We start from the raw sequence: 24,667 nt of genomic DNA on the forward strand, positions 1-24,667 counted from the left end.
GCGAGTGATGAAAAATAAACTTAACTTTGCTCAAATAAGGGGCAAAAGTAAAGTTGTATTTTCATAATCACTCGCTTATTGTATATTTTGGTCATTATATACAAAAAAATAACTTTTTGCTACTACTTTTTACAAATTTTATGCCATGGTCATCTGTTATTGATTTAACAGTTCATCAAAATTTTGACTGGTGATTTGTCCCATCTGCTCAGGTGTTTTGCCAAAAATGTCCGCCAAAGCCTTTGCTACGTATGGCACAAAAGATGGTTCGTTGTCTTGCCCACGTTTGGGTACAGGAGCAAGATAGGGGCTGTCGGTTTCTATCAAAATACGGTCAAGGGGTAATTTTTTGGCGGTCTTTTGCAGCTCTATTGATTTTTTGAAGCTGATAATTCCTGAAAATGAGATATATAGCCCCATATCAAGAGCGGTTTTGGCAAAGGCATAATCTTCGGTAAAGCAGTGAATGATGCCATGTTCGCATTTTTCTGCTTTTAATAGGTCAAGCGTGTCATGATAGGCAGCTCGGGTGTGGACGATGATGGGCTTATTTAGGCTTTGGCTGGCGTGAATGTGTGTAGCAAAACTGTGTTTTTGTTCTGTCTTTTTGCTGTCATCCCAATGATAGTCAAGCCCTGTTTCACCAAACGCCCAAACCTTGTCATCATTTAAACGCACAAAATCATCCACACTCACCGCCTTTAAAATCGCTTTATCCTGACAAGGATGTAAGCCAATACTCATGCCGATGTTAATGTCATCATCAGATAATTTTACCCAGTCTTTGATGTCATCAATCTCACCAAATTCACAGCAGACTGCCATGATGCGACCAACCTGCATTTGCTTTAAATTGGCAAGTAGGGCGGATTTGTTGTTTTGGTAGGCATCTAAATAAGTCAAATGGGCGTGGGTATCGGTGTACATATCACTGCTCTTTATTGGGGTATTTAATAAATGGCTGTTTAACATAAAATGGTAGGTATCTGCCACAATCTGACTGCCCAAAGACCTAATACAAATACATGTCCGGTCTTTGGTTACCGCTGGGTTTTTATGTATTTTTATGTTAGCTTCTTACCCAGCTGAGGTCTTCATCAGGTCGTCCTGTGGTAATGATACAGCCGTTATCGGTAACGATGAGGGTATGTTCCCATTGGGCGGAGAGTTTACGGTCTTTGGTGATTGCTGTCCAGCCATCTTTCATGATTTTGGTTTGCCATACGCCTTGATTAATCATGGGTTCAATGGTGAGAGCCATGCCTGTTTTTAGCTCCACGCCTGTTCCTGCTTTACCGTAGTGTAGCACTTGTGGTTCACAGTGAAATTCAGTGCCAATGCCGTGACCGCAAAATTCACGCACAATAGAAAACCGCTCAGGCAGGACAATTTTTTCAATCTCAGCACCGATGTCGCCAACCTTTGCTCCGTTTTTGACCACGCTAATACCTGCATATAGGGCGTCTTGGGCGACTTTACATAGACGATTTGCCATGACCGAACCCTCACCGATAATCCACATGGCGGAGGTGTCGCCATAATAACCATCTTTGATGACCGTTACATCAATATTGATGATGTCGCCATCTTTTAAGATGCGTTCATGGTTGGGCATGCCATGACAGACCACATGATTAATGGAGGTACACAGGGTATAAGGGTAGCCGTGGTAGTTTAGGCAAGCAGGAATGGCGTTTTGGACTTCGGTGATGTGCTTATATGCCAAATCATCCAAAAAGCCCGTACTTACCCCTGCCTTGATATGAGGGTCTAGCATTTGTAGAACCTCGCTGGCAAGTTGCCCTGCCACTTTCATCTTTTCAATGCCATCTTCATTTAATAGGGGAATGATTTTAGTCATGGGGTTCTCTTTTTTGAAAGTTATAAAATCAATGCTCGCCATTAATAGTCATTGGGGTTGGTGCTAACAGGTGTGTCCATAGATTCACTTTGGGGTGAAACAAGTGATTTTTGGGGCAGGTGTAATGCCCCTTTTTGTCCGCACGCTGTTAGGGTAAGTGCCAATGTTAGACCAAATATTAGGTTAAATAATGAGGTTTTTGTCATGGGTTTTAACATTTTAAAAAATAAAAAATTGCAAATGTAGGCAAGATTAATTTGCCAATCTGTCTTTAAGATGCTTGATGGCAGATGATGATGTTTGGTTCTGGCATGGTCATGAACAAATATATTTTTTGGATTGACAAATGCCATTTGCTCATTATTCGTACAAAACGTCAATAATCTCATACTCTGCCAAACCACTGGGGGTCTGGATTTTGGCTTCATCGCCTTCTGATTTGCCAATTAAACCTTTGGCGATGGGACTACCAACAGAGATTTTGCCAACTTTAACATCAGCTTCATCTTCACCTACGATTTTGTAGTGTTTTTGTTCGCCTGAGTCTATGTCCTCGATGACCACAGTAACACCAAAGACCACACGTCCATCTTGGGGCAGGTTCATCGGATCTATGATCTGAGCGCCGCCAAGTTTTGCTTCAATGTCACGGATGCGTGCCTCACAGAGTCCTTGTTGTTCTCGTGCGGCATGGTATTCGGCATTTTCTTTTAGGTCGCCATGCTCACGAGCTTCGGCAATGGCGGTGCTGATGCGTGGACGTTCCACAGTTTTAAGCTGTTTTAATTCTGCTTCTAGGGCGGCGTGTCCTTGTGGGGTCATGGGGTAGCGTTGCATGGTCTCTCCTGATGGTTATCAATACATAGCTAAAAACACCACGCCAATTGGGGTGGTGTTCTGTCATCTGTAATTGGCTTTTTGCCAAAATTAGCCCAATATTATACCAAAAACCGCCAGCCATTGCAACCGTTTTAACGCCAATATCTTAATTTTGCCATCATGAACAGCATTCCTACAAACATGCCCAAATAATACGCCATACGCACATCAAAACTGTCGTCTCGGTATTTGATGGGTAGGCTAACAAGGGCGGTGCAACCTGGGATGAGCAGTAAATATAACACCCAATTTTCCAGAACGTGAAGCACGCCCTGTCCAAAACTGCCCTCACCGTGGCGATATGCAGACAGACCTGTGAGCATGATGACGATGATGAGCGTTAAAATCAAGCCTTTGGGAATGTCTTTGGGTACGATTTTATCGGGCAGGATATCACTTATTTTCATCAGCTGTACCGCCCCATGATGGTCAAAATCGCCACAACAGATGTTAAATATCCGAGTGTTATGGCGTTACGGGTTTGGATATTTGTCCCATGAAATCGGTTTAATAGTTTTGCCCCACCCACAAACAGTGCAGGGATGACAATCATAAAAAATGACACCACCACAGACGCGTGGCGTATCACTACCTCCATCTCATGTCCTGCCAATAAGCGAAAGCCATATCCTGCCAAGGCAAGCACAAGAGCAAAAACACCAAGACCGATGGTTACACCAATGGGAACAAGGTTGGTGGATTTGTGATTTTGTGATTTTGACATGGGTTTTTACCGTGATTATTTCGCCAAATCAGACTTGCCAAGCTCATCACGCATGTTGTCAATGACTGTTTTGTAATCATCACTGCCAAAAATTGCCGACCCTGCCACAAACATGTCCACACCTGCATCCGCTATTGCACGGATATTGTCAGCATTGACACCACCGTCAATCTCCAAGCGAATATCAAGCCCACGTTCATCTATCATACAGCGAACCGCTTGCACTTTATGAAGGGTGCCATTGATGAACTTTTGTCCGCCAAAGCCTGGGTTTACGCTCATGATGAGAATTTGGTCAAGTTTATCAATGGTATAATCTAGGTAGTGTAGGGGCGTGGCAGGGTTAAACACCAAACCGCATTTGACGCCGCTGTCCTTGATAAGCTGTAAACTTCTGTCAATATGCTCCGATGCCTCTGGGTGAAAGGTGATGACGTCCGCTCCTGCCTTGATAAATGCTTCAATCATTCTATCCACAGGCTTTACCATCAGATGGACATCTATCGGAGCGGTGATGCCATAATCTTTTAGAGCCTGACAAATCATCGCCCCAAAGGTTAGATTTGGCACGTAGTGGTTGTCCATGACATCAAAATGCACCACATCTGCCCCAGCATTTAAGACGGCTGCTGTATCATCGCCCAAACGAGCAAAATTAGCCGATAGTATGGATGGAGCGATGAGAAATTGTTTTTTGGGTAGGATTTTCATGAGGTGATTCAATTAAAATTTGGTTTATGATAGCAGATTTTACACCAAAATGCGATTTTTCTGATATTTCATTGCAAGTGCTAAAAGCAACTCTGCCCAAGCGGTGCAAATAGGTACAGACAAAAGGGCGATGAATATGAACCAAAAACGATTTGATTACTCAAATCGTTTTTTTTGGAGGTTTTGTTTTTGTTGTGTTTTTGCTATCTTTTTTGGTAAGCCAGTTTTAGACCGACCGCATAGCCATCATTGTCATCAAATTCACCCACTTTTGTGCCATTGGGCAGCTGAGCGGTTGCATCGCCGAATTTAAAGTATTTACCGCCCAGCGATACCGACCATTCTGGGGTAACGTTATATTTTGCTCCCAATCCCAAACTGTAATAGCCTTTGATGGGCCCTAGCGTACTGATGGGGTTACCTGCACCACTGTCATAACCGACACTGCCCGATACAGCCAGCTTATCACTGACCTTTCTGCCCAAGCCAAGCTCTGCTGACCATTGGTCTTTGCTATAATTTACGATGGGTAGGGGTTTGTTGTTATTACCTGTGGCGGTTACTGTGCCGTACTGTGGTGGACGGATGGCAAAATCAGACCATGGCACATAACGCACTTTGGCACTTAACAGTGTGGTTGGGTTGATGCCTGTTTGAAAGTCTAAGTTCCAAGAATTAGGTAGGGTTGCTTTAAAGTTTTGAGAGTTTTGATAGCCAGTGACAGGAATGGTCTCAGCAATAGAACGTTCGTGGTCAATCTTAGATCGGTAGGTCAAAGCCGCTTTTAGGGCAATTTCAGGCTTATGATAAGCAACACCAGCGACCCAACCATAACCCATGTCCGCTCCAATGTTGGCATCATAACCTGTCATTGGTCCATAGGCAGCACCACGTAAATGCACCTCGCCTGTCAGACGTTGCATCTGTGGGCCGCCATAGATTTGCAAATTTTTATTTTCACCCAATTTGGCACCGAGCAATAATGTGGCGTTTTGGGTGCGAATCTCTACGTTGGTGCCTTGACCATGTAACTCTTCGGCTTTATTTGCAATATTATTCAAAGCATTAGAGATGAAAGCTCTGGTTAGCGTGGAATTGCCAAGATAGCCTGCCACATCCCTAGCATCCTGAGCAGTTTGAATGTTTCCCGCCATGCCAGACACCTGTTGCTTGGTTGCCGCATCAAATCTAGGGTCTCTTTGTAGGGCTGCCACAGTGGTTCTCACCAATGTCTGAGTGGTTGCATCTTTATCACTAACAAAATTACTATTACCCTGATACTCTACCGCCGCACCCCACGGTTCATCATAGAGTACGCCCACACTAAACGTGTCATTAATGTCTGCTTTGACACCAAAACGCCCAAAATCATAGGCTTGGGCAATGTCAGAGGTTGGGTTGCCTGATATGTCCTTGCCTGAGACATCTGCATCAATATAGGTATAAACCACCTCGCCATAAGTGCCATCTTGTAAAAATGCTGTAACGTCCTGCCCTGAACGGTCAAGACCTGCTGCACTTGCCACGCTAACTGCACTGATGGATGCAATCGCCACTGCTAGGTGTTTGTAGTTGAACATAAACCACTCCGATGATTATAAAATTGTATGTTGCACAACATCTAAAAATCCTGCCAAAATATCCATCATTCATACGACGGTATTTTACAACTGTATAACAAATGTTTTAACAAATGTTCGCTACATGTTAAAACAAAACGCATCATAAAGCAATAGCAAAAATTTACAAAGTCTTTATTTTTTGTGATTTTGTCAAAAATTTGTCGTGATGATGCAGTTATTTTATAAAAATCTTACCTATAATCCCTAATAATGCGGTGGTCTGTCCGCCAATACATCAAATGAAGCGATGGCGTCATCATCACGGCTTTTTAATAATTTGTATAGCAGTTTTAATTGGTCTTGCATGTCTTTTAACGCTCTGTCTTGTTGGGTGATGACATGATTTAGGGTGTCTGTGGTATTGTCCAGATGGGCGATTTTGATTTGCAAATCGGTGATTTGGTCGTGAATGTCGGTCATTTTATTTCCCCTAAGCATGTAAAATTTGCTATAATTGCTCCATTTTATCATTGAAAACCGATATTGAAAACAAGTTATGGCACTCATTCATCTAAAAAATATATCTCTTGCCTTTGGTGTTGCTCCTGTATTAGACCATGTAAATTTTAGTCTGGATGCAGGCGAGCGGGTGTGTTTAATTGGCAGAAATGGCGAGGGTAAATCTACGCTGTTAAAGCTCATTGATGGTACACAAGCCCCTGATGACGGTGAGATTATTATCGCAGACGGTATAAAGATTGCCATGCTTGCCCAAGATGTGCCAGACGATGATGGTACTTTGCTTGATGTGGTCATAAATGGCGATGAACACGTGGCAGGGCTGTTGGGTCAATACCGCCACTTATCAGATAAATGCACCCAAGGCGACATGATGGCGTGTGAGCGTATGACAGAGGTACAACATGAGATTGATGCGTTGCATGGTTGGCAGTTAGAACGTCATGCTCGCACCTTGCTTGACAACATGGGGCTAAATCCTGATGATAAACTTGCCAAGCTCTCAGGTGGACGCAAACGACGGGTTTTGCTTGCTCGTACGCTTGTTGTTAGACCTGATGTGTTGTTGCTTGATGAACCGACCAACCATTTGGATGTAGAGAGTATTGATTGGTTAGAGAGCTACCTATTGGGGCAAAATCTGACCGTGCTGTTCATCACCCATGACCGTAAATTTGTGGACAATCTTGCCACGCGTATTGTGGAATTAGATAGGGGCAAACTCTCCACTTATGACGTAACACAAGGCGTCAAGGGCTATGCTCGCTATCAAGAATTAAAAGAGTTAGAGCTTGCCTGTGAAGCCAAATCCTTTGAAGAATTTGACAAAAAACTCGCCCAAGAAGAGGTGTGGATTCGTCAAGGCATCAAAGCAAGACGCACCCGCAATGAGGGGCGTGTGCGTGCATTAAAGGCACTTCGTGAAGAGCGAAAGCAACGCCGTGATGTGGTTGGTAACATTGCCATCACACAAAACACCACCGAAAAATCAGGAAAAATCGTCTGTGAGGTCAAAAACCTAACCTTGCAATATGATGGCAAAACGCTGGTCAAAAATTTCTCAACCCTGCTCATGCGTGGCGATAAAGTGGGTATCATCGGCAGCAATGGCGTGGGCAAAACTACCCTAATTCGTACTGTGCTTGGGCTTGATGATTCTGCCAAAGTGGGAGGTACGCTCAGACTTGGCACCAATCTTAATATCGCCTTTTTTGACCAGCTAAAAGACCAGTTGGACGGTGAAAAATCGGTTGCCCAAAATGTCTCTGAGGGCTCGGACTATGTGGATGTGAGTGGAAAACGCACACACATTTTAGGGTATTTGCAGGACTTTTTATTCACCCCAAACCGTGCCAGAACGCCTGTCAAAGCCTTGTCAGGGGGTGAAAAGGCTCGTGTGCTGCTTGCCAAAAACCTGCTAAAACCTGCCAATGTACTTGTGCTAGATGAGCCAACCAATGACCTTGATATGGCAACCTTAGAGCTTTTGGAGGAATTTGTTGCAGGGTTTGATGGCACGGTTTTACTCATCAGCCATGACCGTGCTTTTATGGATAACGTGGTAACACAGACGTGGGTATTTGATAAGGACAAGGATGGTTGTGGTGTCATTTGTGAATACGTGGGGGGTTATCAAGATTATCTGACCCAAAAAGCACGTAAAGAATCACACAAACCCAAAGCGGATAAAGCGGATAACGTGCAAAAGACCCAAAAACCAAAAATCACGCCACCCAAAACAGAGCAAAAACGCAAATTGTCCTATAAAGAGCAACGTGAGCTTGATGGCTTGCCAAATGAGATTGCCAGCCTTGAAACTGAACAACATGAACTAAGTGAAAAACTGGCGGATGGTTCGCTCTTTGTTGCTGATTTGGCGTTGGCGACCAAATACAGCGAGCGACTTGCTAAGATTGATGAATTGTTGATGGATAAACTTGTGCGTTGGGATGAGCTTGAGAATTTGGCAAAATAAAAATACAAACACAGGCAGACATCATGAATGATAAAAAATGCTGTGGAGACGTTCGCCAAAGTGATAAACAAAGCCACGCCCCACTGCCAAATGGTTCACAAATAGACATAAAAAAAATGCCTGATTTATCCGCCACGCACAAACAAACAAGCATGGCGGACAAAGCTGTATTCCAATGGGAATTTTTATTGCCAAAATACTGGGGAATATGGCTTGTCTTGATGATATTTTTACCACTGATTTATCTGCCCTTGCGTGTTCAGTTTTGGCTTGGCAGAAAACTCGGAGAGATGGCATATCTCTTAATAAAAACACGGGTCAAAGACACGCTGACCAATCTAACCCTTGCCTTTGCCCAAAAGAGCGATGATGAAAAAATACGCATTGCCAAACAAGTTTTTGTTAATCAAGGCATTGGTATTTTTGAGACACTAAACGCATGGTTTCGCCCTAATGTCTTTAAACGCACATTTAGCATCTCAGGTTTACAGCATTTAATCAATGCTCAAAAAGAAAATAAAGCCGTGATATTATTGGGCGGGCATTTTACAACATTGGATTTGGGTGGGCGTTTATGTACGCAGTTTTTTGGGGCTGATTGTATGTATCGCAAACAAAACAATGCACTTTTGGAGTGGTTTGTGTATAATGCTCGCCGTCGTATTTTTGATGAACAAATTAACAGCCGTGATATGAAAAAACTCATCACCAGAATCAAAGATGGTAGGGTTATTTGGTATAGCCCTGACCAAGATTTTGGGTTAGAACATGGTGTGATGGCGAGATTTTTTGGTGTGCCATCTGCCACCATTACCGCCCAAAGACGATTTGTGGGCATGAATAAAAAAAATCCGCCCGTTTTTATTGTTTTTGACATGATTCGTCAGACCCCTGATAATATCCCCAAAGGCAAACGCCCACATTATCATATTAGCCTATCGCCTATCATTGACAACTACCCAAGTGATGATGAGATGGCGGACGCACAGCGTATCAATGATATGATGGAGAGTAGCATTAAAAAAGACATTACCCAATGGATGTGGTTTCATCGACGCTTTAAAACGCAGGTGGATGGCACGAATTATTATGAGTAAATTAACATCTTAAACAAAATTTGCTATAATTTATCATTTATTTTTATTTTTCACGGCAAAGACAACAGACATGCCCCATTTAACATTGGCATTAAGAGAATATCATGACCGAACAAAGCACCAAACGCATTTTAACAGGCATTACCACCACAGGCATTCCCCATTTGGGCAACTATGTTGGAGCGATTCGTCCTGCCATTCAAGCGGTACAAAACTTAGACGATGACGCTTTTTTCTTTTTGGCGGATTATCATGGCATCATCAAATGTTTTGACCCCGATGAGATTCATCGCTCCACCCGTGCCATCGCCGCCACTTGGATTGCCTGTGGTCTTGACCCCAACAAAGTAACCTTTTATCGCCAGTCGGACATTCCTGAAATCCCTGAGCTTGCGTGGATTTTAAATTGCTCTTGTGCTAAGGGTCTGATGAACCGAGCCCATGCTTATAAGGCAAGCGTGGATATCAACCTTGCCAAAGAAGACACCGACCCTGATTTTGGCATCAGCATGGGATTGTTTGGCTATCCTGTGCTCATGAGTGCGGACATTTTGATGTTTAACGCCACGCATGTGCCTGTGGGCAAAGACCAAATTCAGCACATTGAGATGGCACGAGACATCGCAGGGACGTTTAATTTTAAATACAAAGAGCTGTTCACGCTTCCGATGGCGGTAACGGATGAAAACACGCCCCTACTGACAGGGCTTGACGGTCGCAAAATGAGCAAATCCTATGGCAATACCATTCCATTATTTGGCGATGGCAATCCAACCATTGACCCACAAAAGGCGTTAAAAAAAGCCATCGGACAAATCGTAACCAACTCACAAACCCCAGAAGAGCCCAAAAATCCTGATGAATGTCATATTTTTGAGATTTATAAAGCCTTTGCAACATCTGATGAGATAAATGCCCTTGCCAACCATTATAGACGTGGTATCGGTTGGGGGGAGGCCAAAGAGATTTTATTTAATAAGATTGACGCTGAGATTGCTCCCATGCGTGAAAAATACGCCCATCTTATGGCAAATCCTAAGGAGCTTGAAGAGATTTTGCAAATGGGAGCAGTCAAGGCTCGCCGTGTCGCCCAAAAACAGCTGGATAAAACCAAGCGAGCGATTGGGATTAGACCGCTTGCGAAGTTGAAATAAGGAAGATTGTAATGATTTCTTTTGAAGAATTTTTAAAATCTGACATTCAAAAACAGCAAATTGAGCCAATTATCCCTATGGATTTGGACAGTCAAAATCCTGCGGTACATAGATTGATTAAAAATTCTGCCAGACGAGTTATTAAACAGCACAAAAAAGAAATAGAAGCGTTAAAGGATAAATGATGATACCAATCATTAGCCTTGAATTGATTGTGGAAATTCATGATAACGTCATTGATATATCAGGCGGTGTAAATGGTGTGGATATTGGACGTTTGGCAGGTTCATTGGCACGAGTAGAACAGCAAGTATTTTATAATAATATCAATGATGTTTTTGAACTTGCTTGCTGGTATGCCGTTGCCATTGCCAAAGGACGTGGATTTACAGACGGTAATAAACGCGCGGCTTTATCTACTATGCTTACTTTTTTAGACATTCAAGGCATTACATTGGTAGAAAATTCTGGTTTAGATGACGTTATGGTAAGCATTGTGAAAAGTCAATTACCGCATGATATTTTAGCAAAAAAACTGTCTTATTATATCCGCCATTTAATTAAAGAAAATTAAAATTAATGAATACACCCCAATCCGATGCCTACATCCGTATTTTTGATACGCCTGTTTCATCCTTGCCTGATGATTTATATATTCCGCCCCAAGCATTTGCGATATGGCTTGAACAATTTGCAGGGCCGCTTGATTTTTTGCTGTATTTGGTCAAAAAGAACAATTTTGATTTGACCCAAACTGCCATTTTACCGATTACCGAGCAGTATCTGACCTACATCAAAGAACTTGATGACACTTATTTTGAGTTGGCAGGTGATTATTTGCTTATGGCAAGTACGCTTATCACCATAAAAAGCGAACTTCTGTTGCCTAAGCCCAAAATTACAGAAGAAGAACTAAGCCCCAAAGCACGGCTCATCAGACGGCTAGAAGAGTACGCCCAAATCAAAGAAGCCAGTCGCCGATTAGATAACCTAATCCGCCTAGAACGTGATGTATTTTTGGCATTTGTAAGCCTGCCTACTCGTGAAGCCATGAGAGCTAAGTTACCAAATTACTCGCCCCAAATACTCATCAACAGCTTGATTAATATGCAAATCAAGCCTGATTATCAAATGCACCACATCAAGACCGACCCTGTGCCATTGCCTGAACGTATTGCCAAAATCAGCCTAATGTTAAGCCAACAAGGCTCTGGTACATTTGTTCAGTTGCTGGATAAAACTCAGGGGCGTGTGGGTGTGGTTGTGAGTTTTGTGGCGGTGCTAGAACTGCTAAAACGAGGTCTGATTGGCTTTGCTTGCGGTGATGATGCCCTGCTAAACAGCGAGACAAACACGGACATTATCCAAAGTTTTCAGCTTGAGGTCATGGATGCTCCCATCTTTCAAAAGAGCAAACAAAAAGACCCGTTATTTAACATCAACAACACAGGCTTTGACTTGTCCGAGCAGACTTTATATTGGCTTCATTAGTTATCAATTATTATGAGTTATTAGGCAGCTTTATGCAACACAACCAACCCTCATCCACAATCATGCCAAAGGGCGACACCGCCCATGATATCAAGCAGATTCATGCTACTGCCACAGCGTTAAGTCGCTACATTGAAGTACTATTACATGCCAGTGAGTCGCCATTGACGGCAGAGGATTTAAAAAAGCATTTGATGGTAAGTCAAAATGAATTTGACGTGGCACTTGCTGTTTTACAAGAGCGTCTGTCGCATGGCGTGTTAACTCTTGCCAAAACCGCCAGTGGCTATCGCTTGCAAATTAAGGACTCATACAGCCACATCATTCATCAGGCATTCCCTGAACGTCAAGAAACCCTAAGCCAAGCCTTATTAGAGACCCTAAGTGTTATCGCCTATAAACAGCCTGTTACACGCTTAGACATTGAGCATGTTCGTGGTGTGAGTGTGTCTAGCCACATCTTACGCCAACTGTTTGATAAGGGCTGGATAATAGAAAAGGGGCATAAAGAGACATTGGGGCGACCTGCGTTATTGCATACCACCAAGGTGTTTTTGGATGCCTTTGGTTTGAGTGATTTAAAAGAATTGCCCGAGTTGCCTGATTTGCAAAGTTTTAAAGTGGATAAATAGCACACATAGGCAAAATCAGACACACTCTAAATGCCCTTTATCCTATTTTTTCTTTTGCGTTTGATTATTACAAATTTAATCATACGTTTAGAATGGTGAAACCATTTTTCCATATGAGAGTAACTGATTGCTGAGACAAAAATGACGGTGATGGGCAATAACATTGACCAATAACCGTATTTGGCATAAAGCCACACCGCCACAAAGCCACCACCAAAAAACCCCCACCATAATGCACTTTGTAGTGCCACTTTGGCAAGGCTTACCTTTCGCCCCACAAGCCAATGCCCCACAGTCGCCCCCAAATCAGAGGTTAGCCCTGTTAGATGCGTGGTGCGTAGCACTGCCCCATGATAAGTTGCCACCATGGAGTTTTGTAGTCCACACGCCATGGCAATCAGCATTTGTCCATAGTTGTTGCCCGATAAATACAGCCATAAACTGCCACACAATAGGACAAATTCTAGGTGCATGGCATAACCATAATGGCGTTTGATGTGCAATTCACTGCCACCGATAATCATACCGCTTAGCACCGAGCCCAGCCAAAATGAAGCCACCGATATAAGCAATAACCACAGGTTTTGCCAGTCATGATGAAAGGATGTAACCGCCAACAAGCTGATGTTGCCTGTAACGTGCGATGCTGAAACGTGAGTAAAGCCCATGAGTGCGGTTGTGTTTAAAATGCCAGCACTAAATGCCAGCACCACCGCCCCACACAGTACCCAGGTGGGAAGTTGGTTTTGCATGACTGATGAATGAGTAATAACAAATCAGCTAGTTTACAAAACTTTGAACAAAAATAAAAGCACACAAAACAAGGTGTGATTGATTGTGTGCTGTTAAAATGTTACAAGGTTTTACAAAGCAATCATATCCTAATCAGTACTGTCCGTTACCAACTCCATAAGCTCACTGCTTAGTCCTACGGTGTTAAAGCCTGCATCCACAAACAAAATCTCACCTGTAATGCCACTTGCCCAAGGCGATAGCAAAAACAAGGCAGCATTTCCTACCTCCATTTGATTGATATTACGTTGTAGGGGGCTGACCTTTTGAGTTATGTCCAACATTTTGCGAAATGACCCGATGCCACTGGCGGCAAGTGTGCGAATGGGTCCTGCACTGATGGCATTGACACGAATGCCATCTTTACCAAGCGAACTTGCCAAATAACGCACTGATGATTCTAAACTGGCTTTGGCAAGTCCCATGACGTTGTAATTTGGCAATACAGAGATACTGCCTTCATAAGTTAAGGTTAATAGTGAACCTTGACGTTTGGCAAGCAGTTCACGACTGGCTTTGGCAAGTGCCACAAAACTATAACTGGACACATCATGAGCGATGGCAAAACCCTCACGAGTTGTTGCCTCTGTAAAGTCGCCGTTTAGCTGTTCGGCAGGAGCAAAGCCAATGGCATGTACCACACCATCCACACCGTCGCCCCAAATGCCAGCCACTTCATCAAAACATTTGCCAATCTCATCGTCCGAACTGACATCGCAAGGCAATACCGCCACTGCCCCAAAAGTTTGGGCAGCCATGTCCACCCGTTTTTTGATTTTATCATTGGGGTAGGTTAAAATCAGCTCTGCCCCTTCACGGTGCAAGCATTCGGCAATCGCCCATGCAATAGACAGCTTACTGGCGATGCCTGTTACCACAAATCTTTGACCTTTTAATAACATCGGTTGCTCCATTGATTTGATTAAATATTTATGTTAAAAGTGTTGGCATTATACCACAGATTTTATTAATTGGGGAAAATTTAGAAACGATTGTAAACTTTAATACCAAATGACCATTTACTTTACTTTTATGGCATCATTGATGAAATGAAACAGTGCCATAAGAGCAAATCCATGAACATGACAAATCACACATAAATCATTTGGCAAACCTTGTCTTTTTCGCTATAATATTACGTTTATTTTTATTTTGATAACACTATGTGCCAACATTGCGATTGCGACAGCCCCGCCAACCCCACTTTTTCTTTTAATGCAAAAGACACCGCCCAACATTACGCCAACATCATCCTAGCCAGTGGCGAGAACCTGCACCGTGAAGGACTGCTTGATACGCCCATGCGTGCCGCCAAAGCCTTTGGCGACTTGACAGCAGGTTATCATCAAGACCTGCACACAGTTGCCAACGGTGCCATCTTTGCCAGTGATAATCCTGATTTGGTGCTGGTGCAAAACATTGAATTTTATTCGCTGTGCGAACATCATATTTTACCTTTTTTTGGTGTGGCACATATCGGCTATCTGCCAGATGGCAAAGTATTGGGTTTATCCAAATTGGCTCGTATTGTTGATATGTATGCCAAGCGTCTACAAATCCAAGAAAATCTTACCAAGCAAATCGCCCAAGCCATTCATGAGTTGACTGACTGTCGTGGCGTGGCAGTTGTCATGGATGCAAGCCACATGTGCATGATGATGCGTGGTGTGGGCAAACAGCAGTCTACCACTCGCACCACGTGTATGCTTGGGGTGTATGAGACGGACAGTCAGGCTCGCATGGAGTTTTTGAGCACCATTCCTAAGCGTGTGCCTGCATTTGGTTGATGACATTCATGGTATTTTAGACCGAAACAACAAAGACCCCTTTTTGGGGTCTTTGTTGCATTTTGATTTAAAATGATTTTGGATTAGCCTAAGAAAGCATTATACATCCAAATTTCTTTTTCTTGGGCTTGAATGTAGCCTGTTACGATATCAGCAGTACCTTGGTCAGATGCTGATTCGGCAATCTCAATAACGGCACGTTGCTCTTCAATGAGGGTTTGTAGTCCCTTAACCACGCCCAAAACACAAGCACGACCATCAAACACGCCTTTGTCTTCTTTGATGCCAGAACGCTCGGCAAAATCACTATAAGCGTGTAGCGGTGTACCACCTAGGGTTAGAATACGTTCAGCGATTTCGTCAATTTGTAATTGTAGCTCGGTGTAGAGCTCTTCAAATTTTGGGTGTAAGGTAAAAAAATGTTCGCCTTTGACATTCCAATGATAGCCACGTACGTTGATATAAAATAGATGGTAGCTTGACAATAGGGCATTTAGGGCTTTGATGGCGGGGGTTAGTTCTGCTTTTTCAAGACCGATTTGATTGGTACTCATGATACTTTCTCCGTTTGGTTGGTTTACTATTGCAATCAGTTGTTATTGATTGATAATATCATCATATCATCATTTTGTGATAAGTAAAATTAATGATTTTGATGACTGGCATAAATTTATTCAATAAATACTTACTATATTTGTGGATTTTGTGGTTTTATATTATTATATTGTGATGTTATCGGTTTTCAAGCCCTTTGGTGTAACTTCTTGTAAGTGTTTGATGACGGTATTTATGGGAAAATGTTGCTCGCTTAGGCGTTTGGGCAGGATTTGACTGCCCCTTTGCCCATTTAATTCAAACATGATAAAGATAAAGCCATCAGTCTCATCCCATTGGTTGACCGCTGACCATGGAATGACTCCCTGTTGTTGTGTGGGGGCATGGCGTAGGTTCATGCCACGCATTTGGGCAGTGGGGGCATTTTTGGTGGGGATGGACATGATAAGTCCATGATTTTGCACGCCAAGTTTTAATCCGTTCATCTCATCTGGCAGAGCACTATTGGCAACTTGCTTTTCAAACTCTTTTTTCATGTACCATTGTAGTCCAAGTGTCCGTAGAGCAAGGTAGATACCAACGCCAAAGAGCATGACCCAAAAAATAATCGTGGAGTAGCCACTGACAAACACAAGCCCCAAAATGGCAAGCACGACCAGCACACCCAAAATAATCCACTCTTTGGTGCCAATGGATTTAAAGCCGACCGATTGGGCGGTTTTTTCAAATAAAGCAAGCTGTGCCGACTTAAATTCAGCATCCGTCATGTTCAGTGCGATAGGTTGTAAGGTGTAGGGATAGAGTGCTTGTTGTTTTTTGGCTTTTATTTTGGCTTGACTCATGGCGGTTAATTCTCAGTAAAATGCCTATATTACCCAAAACTTGCCAAAAAATAAACCCAAAAAACAAAAACAAGTGAAATTTTGTGGTAAATTTGATATGATGGGCAAAATTTAGTAAAGTTGGTAAAAGGTAAATCATGCTAGACCCAAAATTATTACGCACCGATTTGGTTGCCCTAAAAGACAAACTGGCAACTCGTGGTTATGAACTTGATGTGGCATTTTGGACGGACGTAGAAAACAAGCGTAAAGAGCTGCAAGTTTATACCGAAGAGCTACAATCCCAAAAAAATGCAGGAGCAAAAAAGATTGGCGAATTAAAACGCAGTGGTGGCAATGCTGATGAGCTGCTTGCCCAAATGCAAAAGCTAAGCGATGAGATGAAAGCCGCTGAAAATAAGCTTAGGGAGTTGCAGGCAGTCATCACAAACGCAAGCCTTGCCATACCGAACCTACCCGATGACAGCGTGCCTGTGGGGGCAGACGAGAGCGACAACGTGGAAGTACGCAAATGGGGTACGCCACGGGTCTTTGATTTTGAGGTTAAAGACCATACCGACATTGGCGAGGGCTTAGGACAGCTTGATTTTGCACTGGCAAGCAAATTGACAGGGGCAAGATTTAGCACATTAAAGGGCGGACTTGCCAGACTAAACCGAGCATTGATTGGGTTTATGCTAGACACCCATATCGCCAAAGGCTATACCGAGATGTACGTGCCTTATATGGTAAATGCCGACAGCTTAAAGGGAACAGGACAATTACCCAAATTTGAAGAGGACTTGTTTAAGGTGTCAGATGGTTATTATATGATACCCACAAGCGAGGTGCCACTTACCAACACTGTGCGTGATACCATACTCTCCCCAAACGATTTACCGATGAAGCTTACCGCTCATACGCCTTGTTTTAGAAGTGAGGCTGGGTCAGCAGGGCGAGATACTCGTGGGCTTATCCGTCAGCACCAATTTGAAAAGGTAGAAATGGTACAAATTGTGCGTGCTGATACGTCCATGCAAGCCCTAGAAGAGATGACGGCACAAGCTGAGAGTATTTTGCAAGCGTTGGAGCTTCCCTATCGTGTCGTCATGTTATGCACAGGAGACATGGGTTTTGGGGCGGTTAAGACTTATGATATTGAGGTGTGGTTGCCATCTCAGGATGCTTACCGTGAGATTAGTAGCTGTTCTAACTGTGGCGATTTTCAGGCACGGCGTATGGGAGCGAGGGTCAAAGACGGTAAACAAACAGAGCTTGTTCATACCCTAAACGGCTCAGGGCTTGCGGTGGGACGTACTTTACTTGCCATCTTAGAAAATCATCAAAATGCTGATGGCACGGTCAATATTCCTAAGGCATTACAGCCTTATATGGACGGCATGCAAGTGCTTAGATGACGTGTTAAAGCCGTTTGGTCTTAAAGCCAAGCGGTTTTTTGGTGATGATGCTTCTTGTATTTGCTAAGCACCTATCTTAAAATAAAACATCTTAAAATAAAACAGTTATGAGCAAAAGAGATTTTTTATGAATGAGGTGACAGATGCCAAAGATTTGATGGCACAACGACGCCGTCGCATGGTGGAGTGGGTAAAGGCAGAGTTATCAGGTGCTAATCTTAAACAATCACAAAAGTATGTGGGATTACCATCTGACAGATATGTAATAGGTGTGCTGTTTCCTATTGGAGCAAGAATGGGCATTGACCCAGCTTATGATGCAACTGATGCAACTGATGAGACGGCAACAGATGTCATATTTACCCAAGAATATAAAAACCAGACCGCCGAATCGGTTAAGCAACTTCGCTACGTACCACCATCATCAGTGGGTTTTTCATTTTTTGTGGCAGATAAGGTTTGGCAAATTCAAGTCATGGCATCTGCCAAGCGTTTTGTTGACGTTGATAATGAAACTGGTGGTCAAAATCGTGATGAACAAGGTCGTTATGTTAAAAATACGTACCAATTAGATTGTTTGTCATTATCCATGGACAGCATTGTTATCCGTCATGATGATGCTCAAAAAAATCACCATATTTTTACCACACATGATAACAACAGACAAAGATGTTTGGGGTGTATTAATATCCGCACAACACCGCACGCTCATGGCACAATCGTTACAGTAAGTCTTGTCAATACCCAGCAGTTGGGAGATGATGAGTCTGATGATAAAAAACAAAACACCGAGACTAAGAGTTACCATAGAAAAGAGCAGACCCTAAAAACGCTATTTGATGTAAAACTCTCTTGTGTGATAGATTTGGGCGTGGTAGGTGATTATCCTGATGTGGATCATGCCCTGCTTAGTCAAAGTGAACAAGAAATACAGTTACAATACCGCCACAAAAAAGTCTATGCAGTCGGACATGGGGCGGCAGCTCATTGGATGCTAAAAAATGGGCAAGTACATGAGATTATGTCGGATTTTATGCCCATTCAGGAAGTGCCACAGGTTACCGCCGACATAAATGATGAGTCAATAAAAAATGTACTGTCTATGGCGTTTTTACAAAAGACGCACACCAACACCCAAATGGTATGCCAAGAGTTAAAAGAATTTGTGGGGTGTTATCGCCAATGGATAAATACTCAGATTCATGAACTCAAAGGCATTGACGCCCAAAATAAATCGGCAGGCGAGCGTTTGGTGTCCGCCATGACCACAGCATGTGAACGTATGTATGCAGGGATTGAACTGATTGAATCTGATGAGATGGTTGCCACTGCTTTTGCTTATGCCAATCGTGCCATGGACATGCAAATGACTCACTCAACGAAAAGTTGGCGTGCCTTTCAGTTGGCGTTTATCTTGACTGCGTTAAAATCTACCACGCTTGAATGCGATGATTTTCGTGATGTCGTTGATTTGATTTGGTTTCCAACAGGAGGTGGCAAGACCGAAGCGTATCTTGGATTGACGGCTTATCAGATTTTATACAGACGCCTAAAATATCCAGATTCAGGAGCTGGCACGACGGTACTCATGCGTTATACCTTAAAGTTACTCACCGTTCAGCAGTTTTTGCGAGCCACTCGCCTAATCTGTGCCTTGGAACTTATCCGTAAAGGCGATGCCATGTTTGGGCAAGAGTCAATCAGTATCGGACTTTGGGTGGGGCAGTCATCAAGTCCAAATACCTTAAAAGATGCCCAAGAGCGACTACAAAAAGCCAGGCAAAAAAATGAGTACAGTTCACTCATCATTACCCAATGCCCATGGTGTCATACAACCTTTGACCATCAAAATTTTCACACAGATGGGAGCAGTTTTTATATCACTTGTCATAATAAAGCATGTGATTATGGCAAGCATGATACAAAGTTACCTTGTCAAATCGTTGATGAGATGCTATATCAGACCCCGCCAACTGTTCTGCTTGCTACCATAGATAAATGTGCGATGTTTGCATGGCATGAGAGTTCATCTGCCTTTTTTGGTTGTGGCTCAAATCGTCCGCCTGAGCTTATCATTCAAGATGAGTTGCATTTGATTGCCAATGCGTTGGGTTCGGTCGCAGGAATGTACGAATCTGCCTTACAGACGGTCATTAGTGCCAAAGGGGTACGTCCTAAATATGTGGCATCAACCGCCACCATCAAAGAAGCCAAAAACCAAGTACAGCGACTGTTTGCCAAAGATTTGGCGATTTTTCCCCCGCAAGGTTTGTCTGCTGATGATGCGTTTTTTGCCAAAGAAGTACCACTTGATGTACGAGCAGGCAGACTGTATGTGGGTTATTTTGCCCCAATACTTAGCCGTCGCAAAGCATTGACACCTTTGGCATCTTTGCTGATGATTGCTCCTTTTGTTCAGTTTGGGTACAGCCAACAGGAGTACACTGATTGGGTAGATTCTTGGTGGACACAAGTGGTGTATCATGGCAGTCTAAAAGCTGTGGGCAATAGCCATCAGGCATTTTTGTCAGACGTTAAATCCTATTATCAAGATTATGCCAATGAGTTTTTCGGTTATGATGATAATATGAGATTGGGTGCAAAAGACAAACTTGCAGAGTTGGGTTTTGATGAAAATTTTTTTAATGATGTGGTAGCAAAAGACATTCAAGGACGGCAATCGGCGGTCATCAAACAGCTTACCAGTAATAACACCGACAGTGATAACACTCGCATTTTTGGACAGCTTGCCAAAGACAGAAACGACCCTGAGTCGGTCAGTGTGGTGCTTGCTACCAACATGGTTGCCACAGGGCTTGATGTTTCTCGTTTGGCACTTATGATTATGAACGGTCAGCCCATCACAACCGCTGAGTACATTCAAGCAAGCAGTCGTGTGGGGCGTGGCGATGTTGCAGGGATTGTGTTTGCCAATTATTATAAAGACCAAGCTCGAAGTTTATCACATTATGAAAATTTCTACCCTTATCATCAGTCTTTTTATCGCCATGTAGAGCCAACCAGCATCACCCCTTATACACATCAAGCCCGTCGCCGAGCATTGCATGCAGGGCTTATCATTGCGGTACGACATGGTGTTTTATCCATGCTTGGCAATGATAAGGCTCATACATTCCGTGCCAAAGATACAAACATCAAAGAGATTATTGATATTTATAAAGGATTTTGTTGTCAGGCAGACCCTGACCGAGCAGATGCTATTGTGCGTCATATTGATGATTTGTGTCAAGAGTGGCAAGGGCATGCTCAGAGGCTCTCTGCCAGACGTTTTTCGCCAAAATTGTACTACAAGGCTCAGGACGGCACGGGCAGAAGTTTAATGTATGTTCATGGGCAAGATGAAAGGGGGCTTTGGGCGACTTTGCAAAGCATGCGTAATGTAGAGGATACAGGGGTGCTGGGGATATTATGAGAGGGTTAAAGTTTAGCAATGTCAGACTGTCACACCTGTTACGCCATTGTGCGGTAGGTTCTATCGTGCGTACATCGCAGTTTTGCGTTACGGTCAAAGACATCAGTTATTGGACGCACAAAGATGGACGCCCATTTGGTCAGGAGATTTTGTATGTTGAACAAATCAAAAAATCCTTGGGCTTGACACAAAAGTTAAGACGTCCGCCTGTGGGCAAGATAGACAATGAAGGTGAGTTTGAACACGGCAGTGGCAATTATATTCCTGCTCAGGTATTTCCCAGCTGGTTTGTGTGCACAAAATGCAGGCAATTACAACAAAACAGTCATAAAAAAGACAGTGATGGACAACTTGACGGTTTTGACAAATTTGGCAAAGTATATGACAAACCCTCTTTGTTTTGTCATGAATTGCATTGCCATGGCGAGCTTGAACAGGTGTATCTGGTGCAAGTGGACAACCGTGGTTATCTGTATGATGTGCCTTGGTATCGCATTGCCCATCAGCACAGCAAACAAAAGTGCGATTGGCATGCTAACAAACTATACTGGCATGCCAGAGCAAATGGTCGCTATAAAGAAAACACGGTGATTTGTACGTGTGGGGCTTTAAATACATTTAGCTTTGGTGAACCAAGATATTTTCAAGGTCATGAGCAACCTTGGTTGCATGATGCGTGTTTTAAAGTTGATGATGGGCAACCAGATACAGCACAAGACAGCCATCAAGACGCATTAAAACAACAGCCCACAGCCTACATCATGGAGGTTAATGACACACGGGTGTATACACCCATCACCAAAGAGGCACTGGTCATACCCCCAGAGTCTCGCATTGCTCGTGGTACGCTGGTTGATAGGTTGTATTGCCATGAGATGAAAGATGAGCTTTTAAGAGATGATATTGACTTTGATGAACAAAGAGCACTTAAAAATCGTCTAAAAGGTGAATTTGATTGTGATACCACATCCTTAGAGGAGGCGATTAAATCGTTGCGTGAGGGTTATCCCAACTTTGATGGGGAGTTTCAACAAAAGCCATTACATGAGTTGGAGTATGAGGCTCTAACAACACACAAAGATTTTGATGATGAGGAAGATTTTGTTACCCATCATGTCAGTGATGAGTTCCATCATACCTTGCAAAGCATGAATCAAGATGAATTTATCAGACTTGACAGACTCATTGATAAAGTTGTGGCGGTGAGTAAACTCAAAGAGATTTTGGTGTTCAAGGGCTTTACTCGTGGTGGCGACTTATCATCAGATGAGATTCAAACAAGTGTAAAGAAAAGTACCAACAGCATAGAATCTGACAACCACAGTCCAAGTACTGTCCATCAAAAGGACAAAAACGATAGAATCATACCGCCTGATGTGATGGGTGTTAGTGATTGGTTACCTGCTTTGGAGCTCTATGGTGAAGGGATTTTTATCAGTTTTGATGAACGCATCATTAGGCAGTGGCAACAAGATGAGCGAATCCAAAAACGAGCAGATGTTTTTGCTAAGCGACTGTTGGGCAGTATTCATGCTTATACACTAAATCAAAAAGAGATGGTGGTCAATGCCAGATTTTTATTTTTGCACGCATTTTCACACTTATTCATCAAAGAACTTGAAAATCTGGCAGGTTACCCAGCTGCATCATTAAAAGAGAAAATTTACAGCAGCAGCAACCCTGATAATCCCATGGCAGGCGTGTTGATTTATACAGCAGTTGCAGATGTAGATGGCACACTTGGTGGATTGGTTGAGTTGTCTGAACCTAAAAGTATGATACAGATATTAACTCGTGTCTTTGAGCGTGTTTGGTGGTGCTCACTAGATCCTGTGTGTGGCAGTCATGGTGGGCAAGGGCCGGCACTGCTAAACATGGCGGCGTGCCATTGTTGCCTATTGTTACCCGAGACAAGCTGTATGTGTGGCAATGTGCTGTTAGACCGTGTTATGATAAAAGGTAATGAACGCACACCGTCTATTTTTGATTTTATTAAATAAGGAGATTTTATGGATAAGTCCAGACGATTTGGTCTGCCCAATATTGAGGATTTGACCAAAAACCAAGAGAAAATCATGGCATTGCCAAATGAAGGTCGGTATTTGATTGCAGGCGGGCCAGGTACAGGTAAATCTGTGGTGGCATTGTTTCGTATCAAAAGGCTACAACGTGAACAAAAGATGTATCATTGTTTGGTATACAACAAATTGCTCAATGAGTCAAATCAACAACTTGCAGATGCTCATGATACGGCGACGACACAAATTCATCTTGCTACTTATCTTGATTGGTTTAATAACCAAATTTATAAAAAAATATTTCATAAAACAGTTCCTAGAATAAATATCACAGAAAATTATATTGATAATGATTGGGATAATATCATTTTAAACATCAAGCAGTATAAAAATAATCCTGATAAGACATTACCTGATTTTAGCAATTATTATTTGGTGATTGACGAAGGGCAGGACATGGCAAAGGGTTTTTATGAATCTTTGTTACTAATTGGGTTTAAGAATATTTTTGTGGTTGCTGATCAAAATCAGCGTATTGGAGAAAATAATAGTAGCCTAGAAGATATTTGCTGTATTCTTAATTTGGATGAAGATGAAGAAGTATTTGATTTAACAGACAATCATAGAAATACTCATGCCATTGCCATGTTATGTCAGCAGTTTTATACAGGCGGTAGCGTATTACCTGATTTGCTATCATCAACGATGAATGAAGAGGCTCCTATTTTATATTACTATGATGAAAATAACTTTGGTGTACTTATTAATCGTATTTTTTTAACCGCCATAAATAAGCCAAAAGAATTAATCGGTATTATTGCTCCAAATAATGCCATTTGTCAGAGATATTTTAATGAATTACAGCAAAGAAACAGCGAGGGTAATATAAACATTATTTTTAGAAATTCTCAAAATGAAAATAATATTAATTTTGGTGAAGGAGGTATTGTTATCATTAATCATCAAGCATGCAAAGGGTTGGAATTTGATACCGTATTTTTAGCCGATATCAATCATTTGCGAACAAAAAAAGAAGATATTGATGGCTTAAAAAAGAAACTGTATGTCATGACATCACGAGCGAAGAAAAAACTTATCTTGCTATCAAGTGCTCAAAAAAATCATGTCAATAATAACTGGATAAGTGCTTTGGATTTAATGCCAACCCATAAAAATGAACTGGGTAATGTTATTTTAAAAACAGAAGTACTATAAAGCAACTTTTATTTTTAAAGGAG

Annotated in this window: 25 protein-coding genes; 12 read left to right on the top strand and 13 right to left on the bottom strand. The window is 42.5% G+C overall.

Features of this window, described 5'->3' with window-relative positions; all coding sequences use genetic code 11:
* Positions 1-156: 156 nt before the first annotated feature.
* From A7456_RS02240 to A7456_RS02280, 9 genes are all read right to left on the bottom strand, one after another.
* Complete coding sequence (locus A7456_RS02240; RefSeq protein WP_067007146.1) at positions 157-927, bottom strand: TatD family hydrolase; 771 nt, start codon at positions 925-927, stop codon at positions 157-159.
* 142 nt (positions 928-1,069) lie between these two features.
* Complete coding sequence (map, locus tag A7456_RS02245) at positions 1,070-1,861, bottom strand: type I methionyl aminopeptidase (RefSeq protein ID WP_067007389.1); 792 nt, start codon at positions 1,859-1,861, stop codon at positions 1,070-1,072.
* A gap of 41 nt (positions 1,862-1,902) precedes the next feature.
* On the bottom strand, positions 1,903-2,250 hold the full coding sequence (gene lptM, locus A7456_RS11680; RefSeq protein WP_227713248.1) for an LPS translocon maturation chaperone LptM: 348 nt from the start codon (positions 2,248-2,250) through the stop codon (positions 1,903-1,905).
* Positions 2,222-2,698, bottom strand: coding sequence for a transcription elongation factor GreA (greA, locus tag A7456_RS02255; RefSeq protein ID WP_066885747.1), 477 nt, complete (start codon positions 2,696-2,698; stop codon positions 2,222-2,224). Before greA ends, lptM begins: the two co-directional genes overlap by 29 nt.
* 134 nt (positions 2,699-2,832) lie before the next feature.
* Positions 2,833-3,147 (bottom strand): hypothetical protein, encoded by a 315-nt coding sequence (locus A7456_RS02260; RefSeq protein ID WP_066885749.1) that lies wholly within the window; start codon positions 3,145-3,147, stop codon positions 2,833-2,835.
* Positions 3,147-3,464, bottom strand: a complete 318-nt coding sequence (locus tag A7456_RS02265; RefSeq protein WP_067007151.1) for a hypothetical protein — start codon at positions 3,462-3,464, stop codon at positions 3,147-3,149. The genes A7456_RS02260 and A7456_RS02265 overlap by 1 nt, the downstream gene beginning before the upstream one ends.
* Positions 3,465-3,479: 15 nt before the next feature.
* Positions 3,480-4,175 carry a ribulose-phosphate 3-epimerase gene (gene rpe, locus A7456_RS02270; RefSeq protein ID WP_067007154.1) on the bottom strand — a complete coding sequence of 232 codons (696 nt, stop codon included), beginning with the start codon at positions 4,173-4,175 and terminating at the stop codon, positions 3,480-3,482.
* A gap of 203 nt (positions 4,176-4,378) precedes the next feature.
* On the bottom strand, positions 4,379-5,755 hold the full coding sequence (locus tag A7456_RS02275) for an outer membrane protein transport protein (protein ID WP_067007158.1): 1,377 nt from the start codon (positions 5,753-5,755) through the stop codon (positions 4,379-4,381).
* A gap of 246 nt (positions 5,756-6,001) precedes the next feature.
* Positions 6,002-6,217: a SlyX family protein gene (locus A7456_RS02280; protein ID WP_066885761.1), complete on the bottom strand. Its 216-nt coding sequence runs from the start codon at positions 6,215-6,217 to the stop codon at positions 6,002-6,004.
* A 76-nt stretch (positions 6,218-6,293) separates the two neighbouring features.
* Here A7456_RS02280 and A7456_RS02285 point away from each other — a divergent pair, with 76 nt between their 5' ends.
* The 7 genes from A7456_RS02285 to scpB all read left to right on the top strand — a co-directional run bounded on the left by A7456_RS02285 (position 6,294) and on the right by scpB (position 12,605).
* A complete protein-coding gene (locus tag A7456_RS02285; protein WP_067007161.1) occupies positions 6,294-8,231 on the top strand; it encodes an ATP-binding cassette domain-containing protein in 1,938 nt (645 codons plus the stop codon).
* Positions 8,232-8,347: 116 nt separating this feature from the next.
* Positions 8,348-9,328, top strand: coding sequence for an LpxL/LpxP family acyltransferase (locus A7456_RS02290; protein WP_066893346.1), 981 nt, complete (start codon positions 8,348-8,350; stop codon positions 9,326-9,328).
* A 104-nt stretch (positions 9,329-9,432) separates the two neighbouring features.
* A complete protein-coding gene (gene trpS / locus A7456_RS02295) occupies positions 9,433-10,482 on the top strand; it encodes a tryptophan--tRNA ligase (protein ID WP_066885768.1) in 1,050 nt (349 codons plus the stop codon).
* Positions 10,483-10,493: 11 nt separating this feature from the next.
* The gene (locus A7456_RS11320; protein ID WP_156629038.1) at positions 10,494-10,667 is read left to right on the top strand and encodes a hypothetical protein; all 174 of its coding nucleotides are present in this window, start codon (positions 10,494-10,496) and stop codon (positions 10,665-10,667) included.
* A complete protein-coding gene (locus tag A7456_RS02300; RefSeq protein ID WP_082995395.1) occupies positions 10,667-11,056 on the top strand; it encodes a type II toxin-antitoxin system death-on-curing family toxin in 390 nt (129 codons plus the stop codon). The genes A7456_RS11320 and A7456_RS02300 overlap by 1 nt, the downstream gene beginning before the upstream one ends.
* Before the next feature lie 5 nt (positions 11,057-11,061).
* On the top strand, positions 11,062-11,973 hold the full coding sequence (locus tag A7456_RS02305) for a segregation and condensation protein A (protein ID WP_082995396.1): 912 nt from the start codon (positions 11,062-11,064) through the stop codon (positions 11,971-11,973).
* A 62-nt stretch (positions 11,974-12,035) separates the two neighbouring features.
* Positions 12,036-12,605, top strand: coding sequence for an SMC-Scp complex subunit ScpB (scpB, locus tag A7456_RS02310; RefSeq protein WP_067007395.1), 570 nt, complete (start codon positions 12,036-12,038; stop codon positions 12,603-12,605).
* Between the two features lie 26 nt (positions 12,606-12,631).
* Here the strand turns inward: scpB and A7456_RS02315 are convergent, their stop codons facing one another.
* Together A7456_RS02315 and A7456_RS02320 are read right to left on the bottom strand one after the other, a co-directional pair.
* Entirely contained in the window at positions 12,632-13,357 is a 726-nt protein-coding gene (locus A7456_RS02315; protein WP_066893275.1) for a YoaK family protein, read from the bottom strand.
* Between the two features lie 129 nt (positions 13,358-13,486).
* Positions 13,487-14,299, bottom strand: coding sequence for an enoyl-ACP reductase FabI (locus A7456_RS02320; protein ID WP_066885774.1), 813 nt, complete (start codon positions 14,297-14,299; stop codon positions 13,487-13,489).
* A 261-nt stretch (positions 14,300-14,560) separates the two neighbouring features.
* Between A7456_RS02320 and folE the strand changes: the two genes are divergently transcribed.
* Positions 14,561-15,184 (top strand): GTP cyclohydrolase I FolE, encoded by a 624-nt coding sequence (gene folE / locus A7456_RS02325; protein WP_082995397.1) that lies wholly within the window; start codon positions 14,561-14,563, stop codon positions 15,182-15,184.
* Between the two features lie 83 nt (positions 15,185-15,267).
* On the opposite strand, the gene A7456_RS02330 is transcribed toward folE, so the two are convergent.
* Together A7456_RS02330 and A7456_RS02335 are read right to left on the bottom strand one after the other, a co-directional pair.
* Positions 15,268-15,738: a Dps family protein gene (locus A7456_RS02330; protein WP_066885776.1), complete on the bottom strand. Its 471-nt coding sequence runs from the start codon at positions 15,736-15,738 to the stop codon at positions 15,268-15,270.
* A 165-nt stretch (positions 15,739-15,903) separates the two neighbouring features.
* The gene (locus tag A7456_RS02335) at positions 15,904-16,581 is read right to left on the bottom strand and encodes a YcxB family protein (protein WP_066893271.1); all 678 of its coding nucleotides are present in this window, start codon (positions 16,579-16,581) and stop codon (positions 15,904-15,906) included.
* 137 nt (positions 16,582-16,718) lie between these two features.
* Here A7456_RS02335 and serS point away from each other — a divergent pair, with 137 nt between their 5' ends.
* The 4 genes from serS (at position 16,719) to A7456_RS02355 (ending at position 24,644) form a co-directional block, all read left to right on the top strand.
* A complete protein-coding gene (serS, locus tag A7456_RS02340) occupies positions 16,719-17,978 on the top strand; it encodes a serine--tRNA ligase (protein WP_067007164.1) in 1,260 nt (419 codons plus the stop codon).
* Positions 17,979-18,105: 127 nt separating this feature from the next.
* Positions 18,106-21,411: a helicase-related protein gene (locus tag A7456_RS02345; RefSeq protein ID WP_145916043.1), complete on the top strand. Its 3,306-nt coding sequence runs from the start codon at positions 18,106-18,108 to the stop codon at positions 21,409-21,411.
* Positions 21,408-23,411 (top strand): DUF1998 domain-containing protein, encoded by a 2,004-nt coding sequence (gene drmB / locus A7456_RS02350; RefSeq protein ID WP_067007167.1) that lies wholly within the window; start codon positions 21,408-21,410, stop codon positions 23,409-23,411. Before A7456_RS02345 ends, drmB begins: the two co-directional genes overlap by 4 nt.
* Positions 23,412-23,420: 9 nt before the next feature.
* Positions 23,421-24,644, top strand: a complete 1,224-nt coding sequence (locus A7456_RS02355; RefSeq protein WP_067007171.1) for an AAA family ATPase — start codon at positions 23,421-23,423, stop codon at positions 24,642-24,644.
* Positions 24,645-24,667: the final 23 nt, after the last annotated feature.

Source organism: Moraxella nonliquefaciens (assembly GCF_001679005.1).
Classification (GTDB): domain Bacteria; phylum Pseudomonadota; class Gammaproteobacteria; order Pseudomonadales; family Moraxellaceae; genus Moraxella; species Moraxella nonliquefaciens.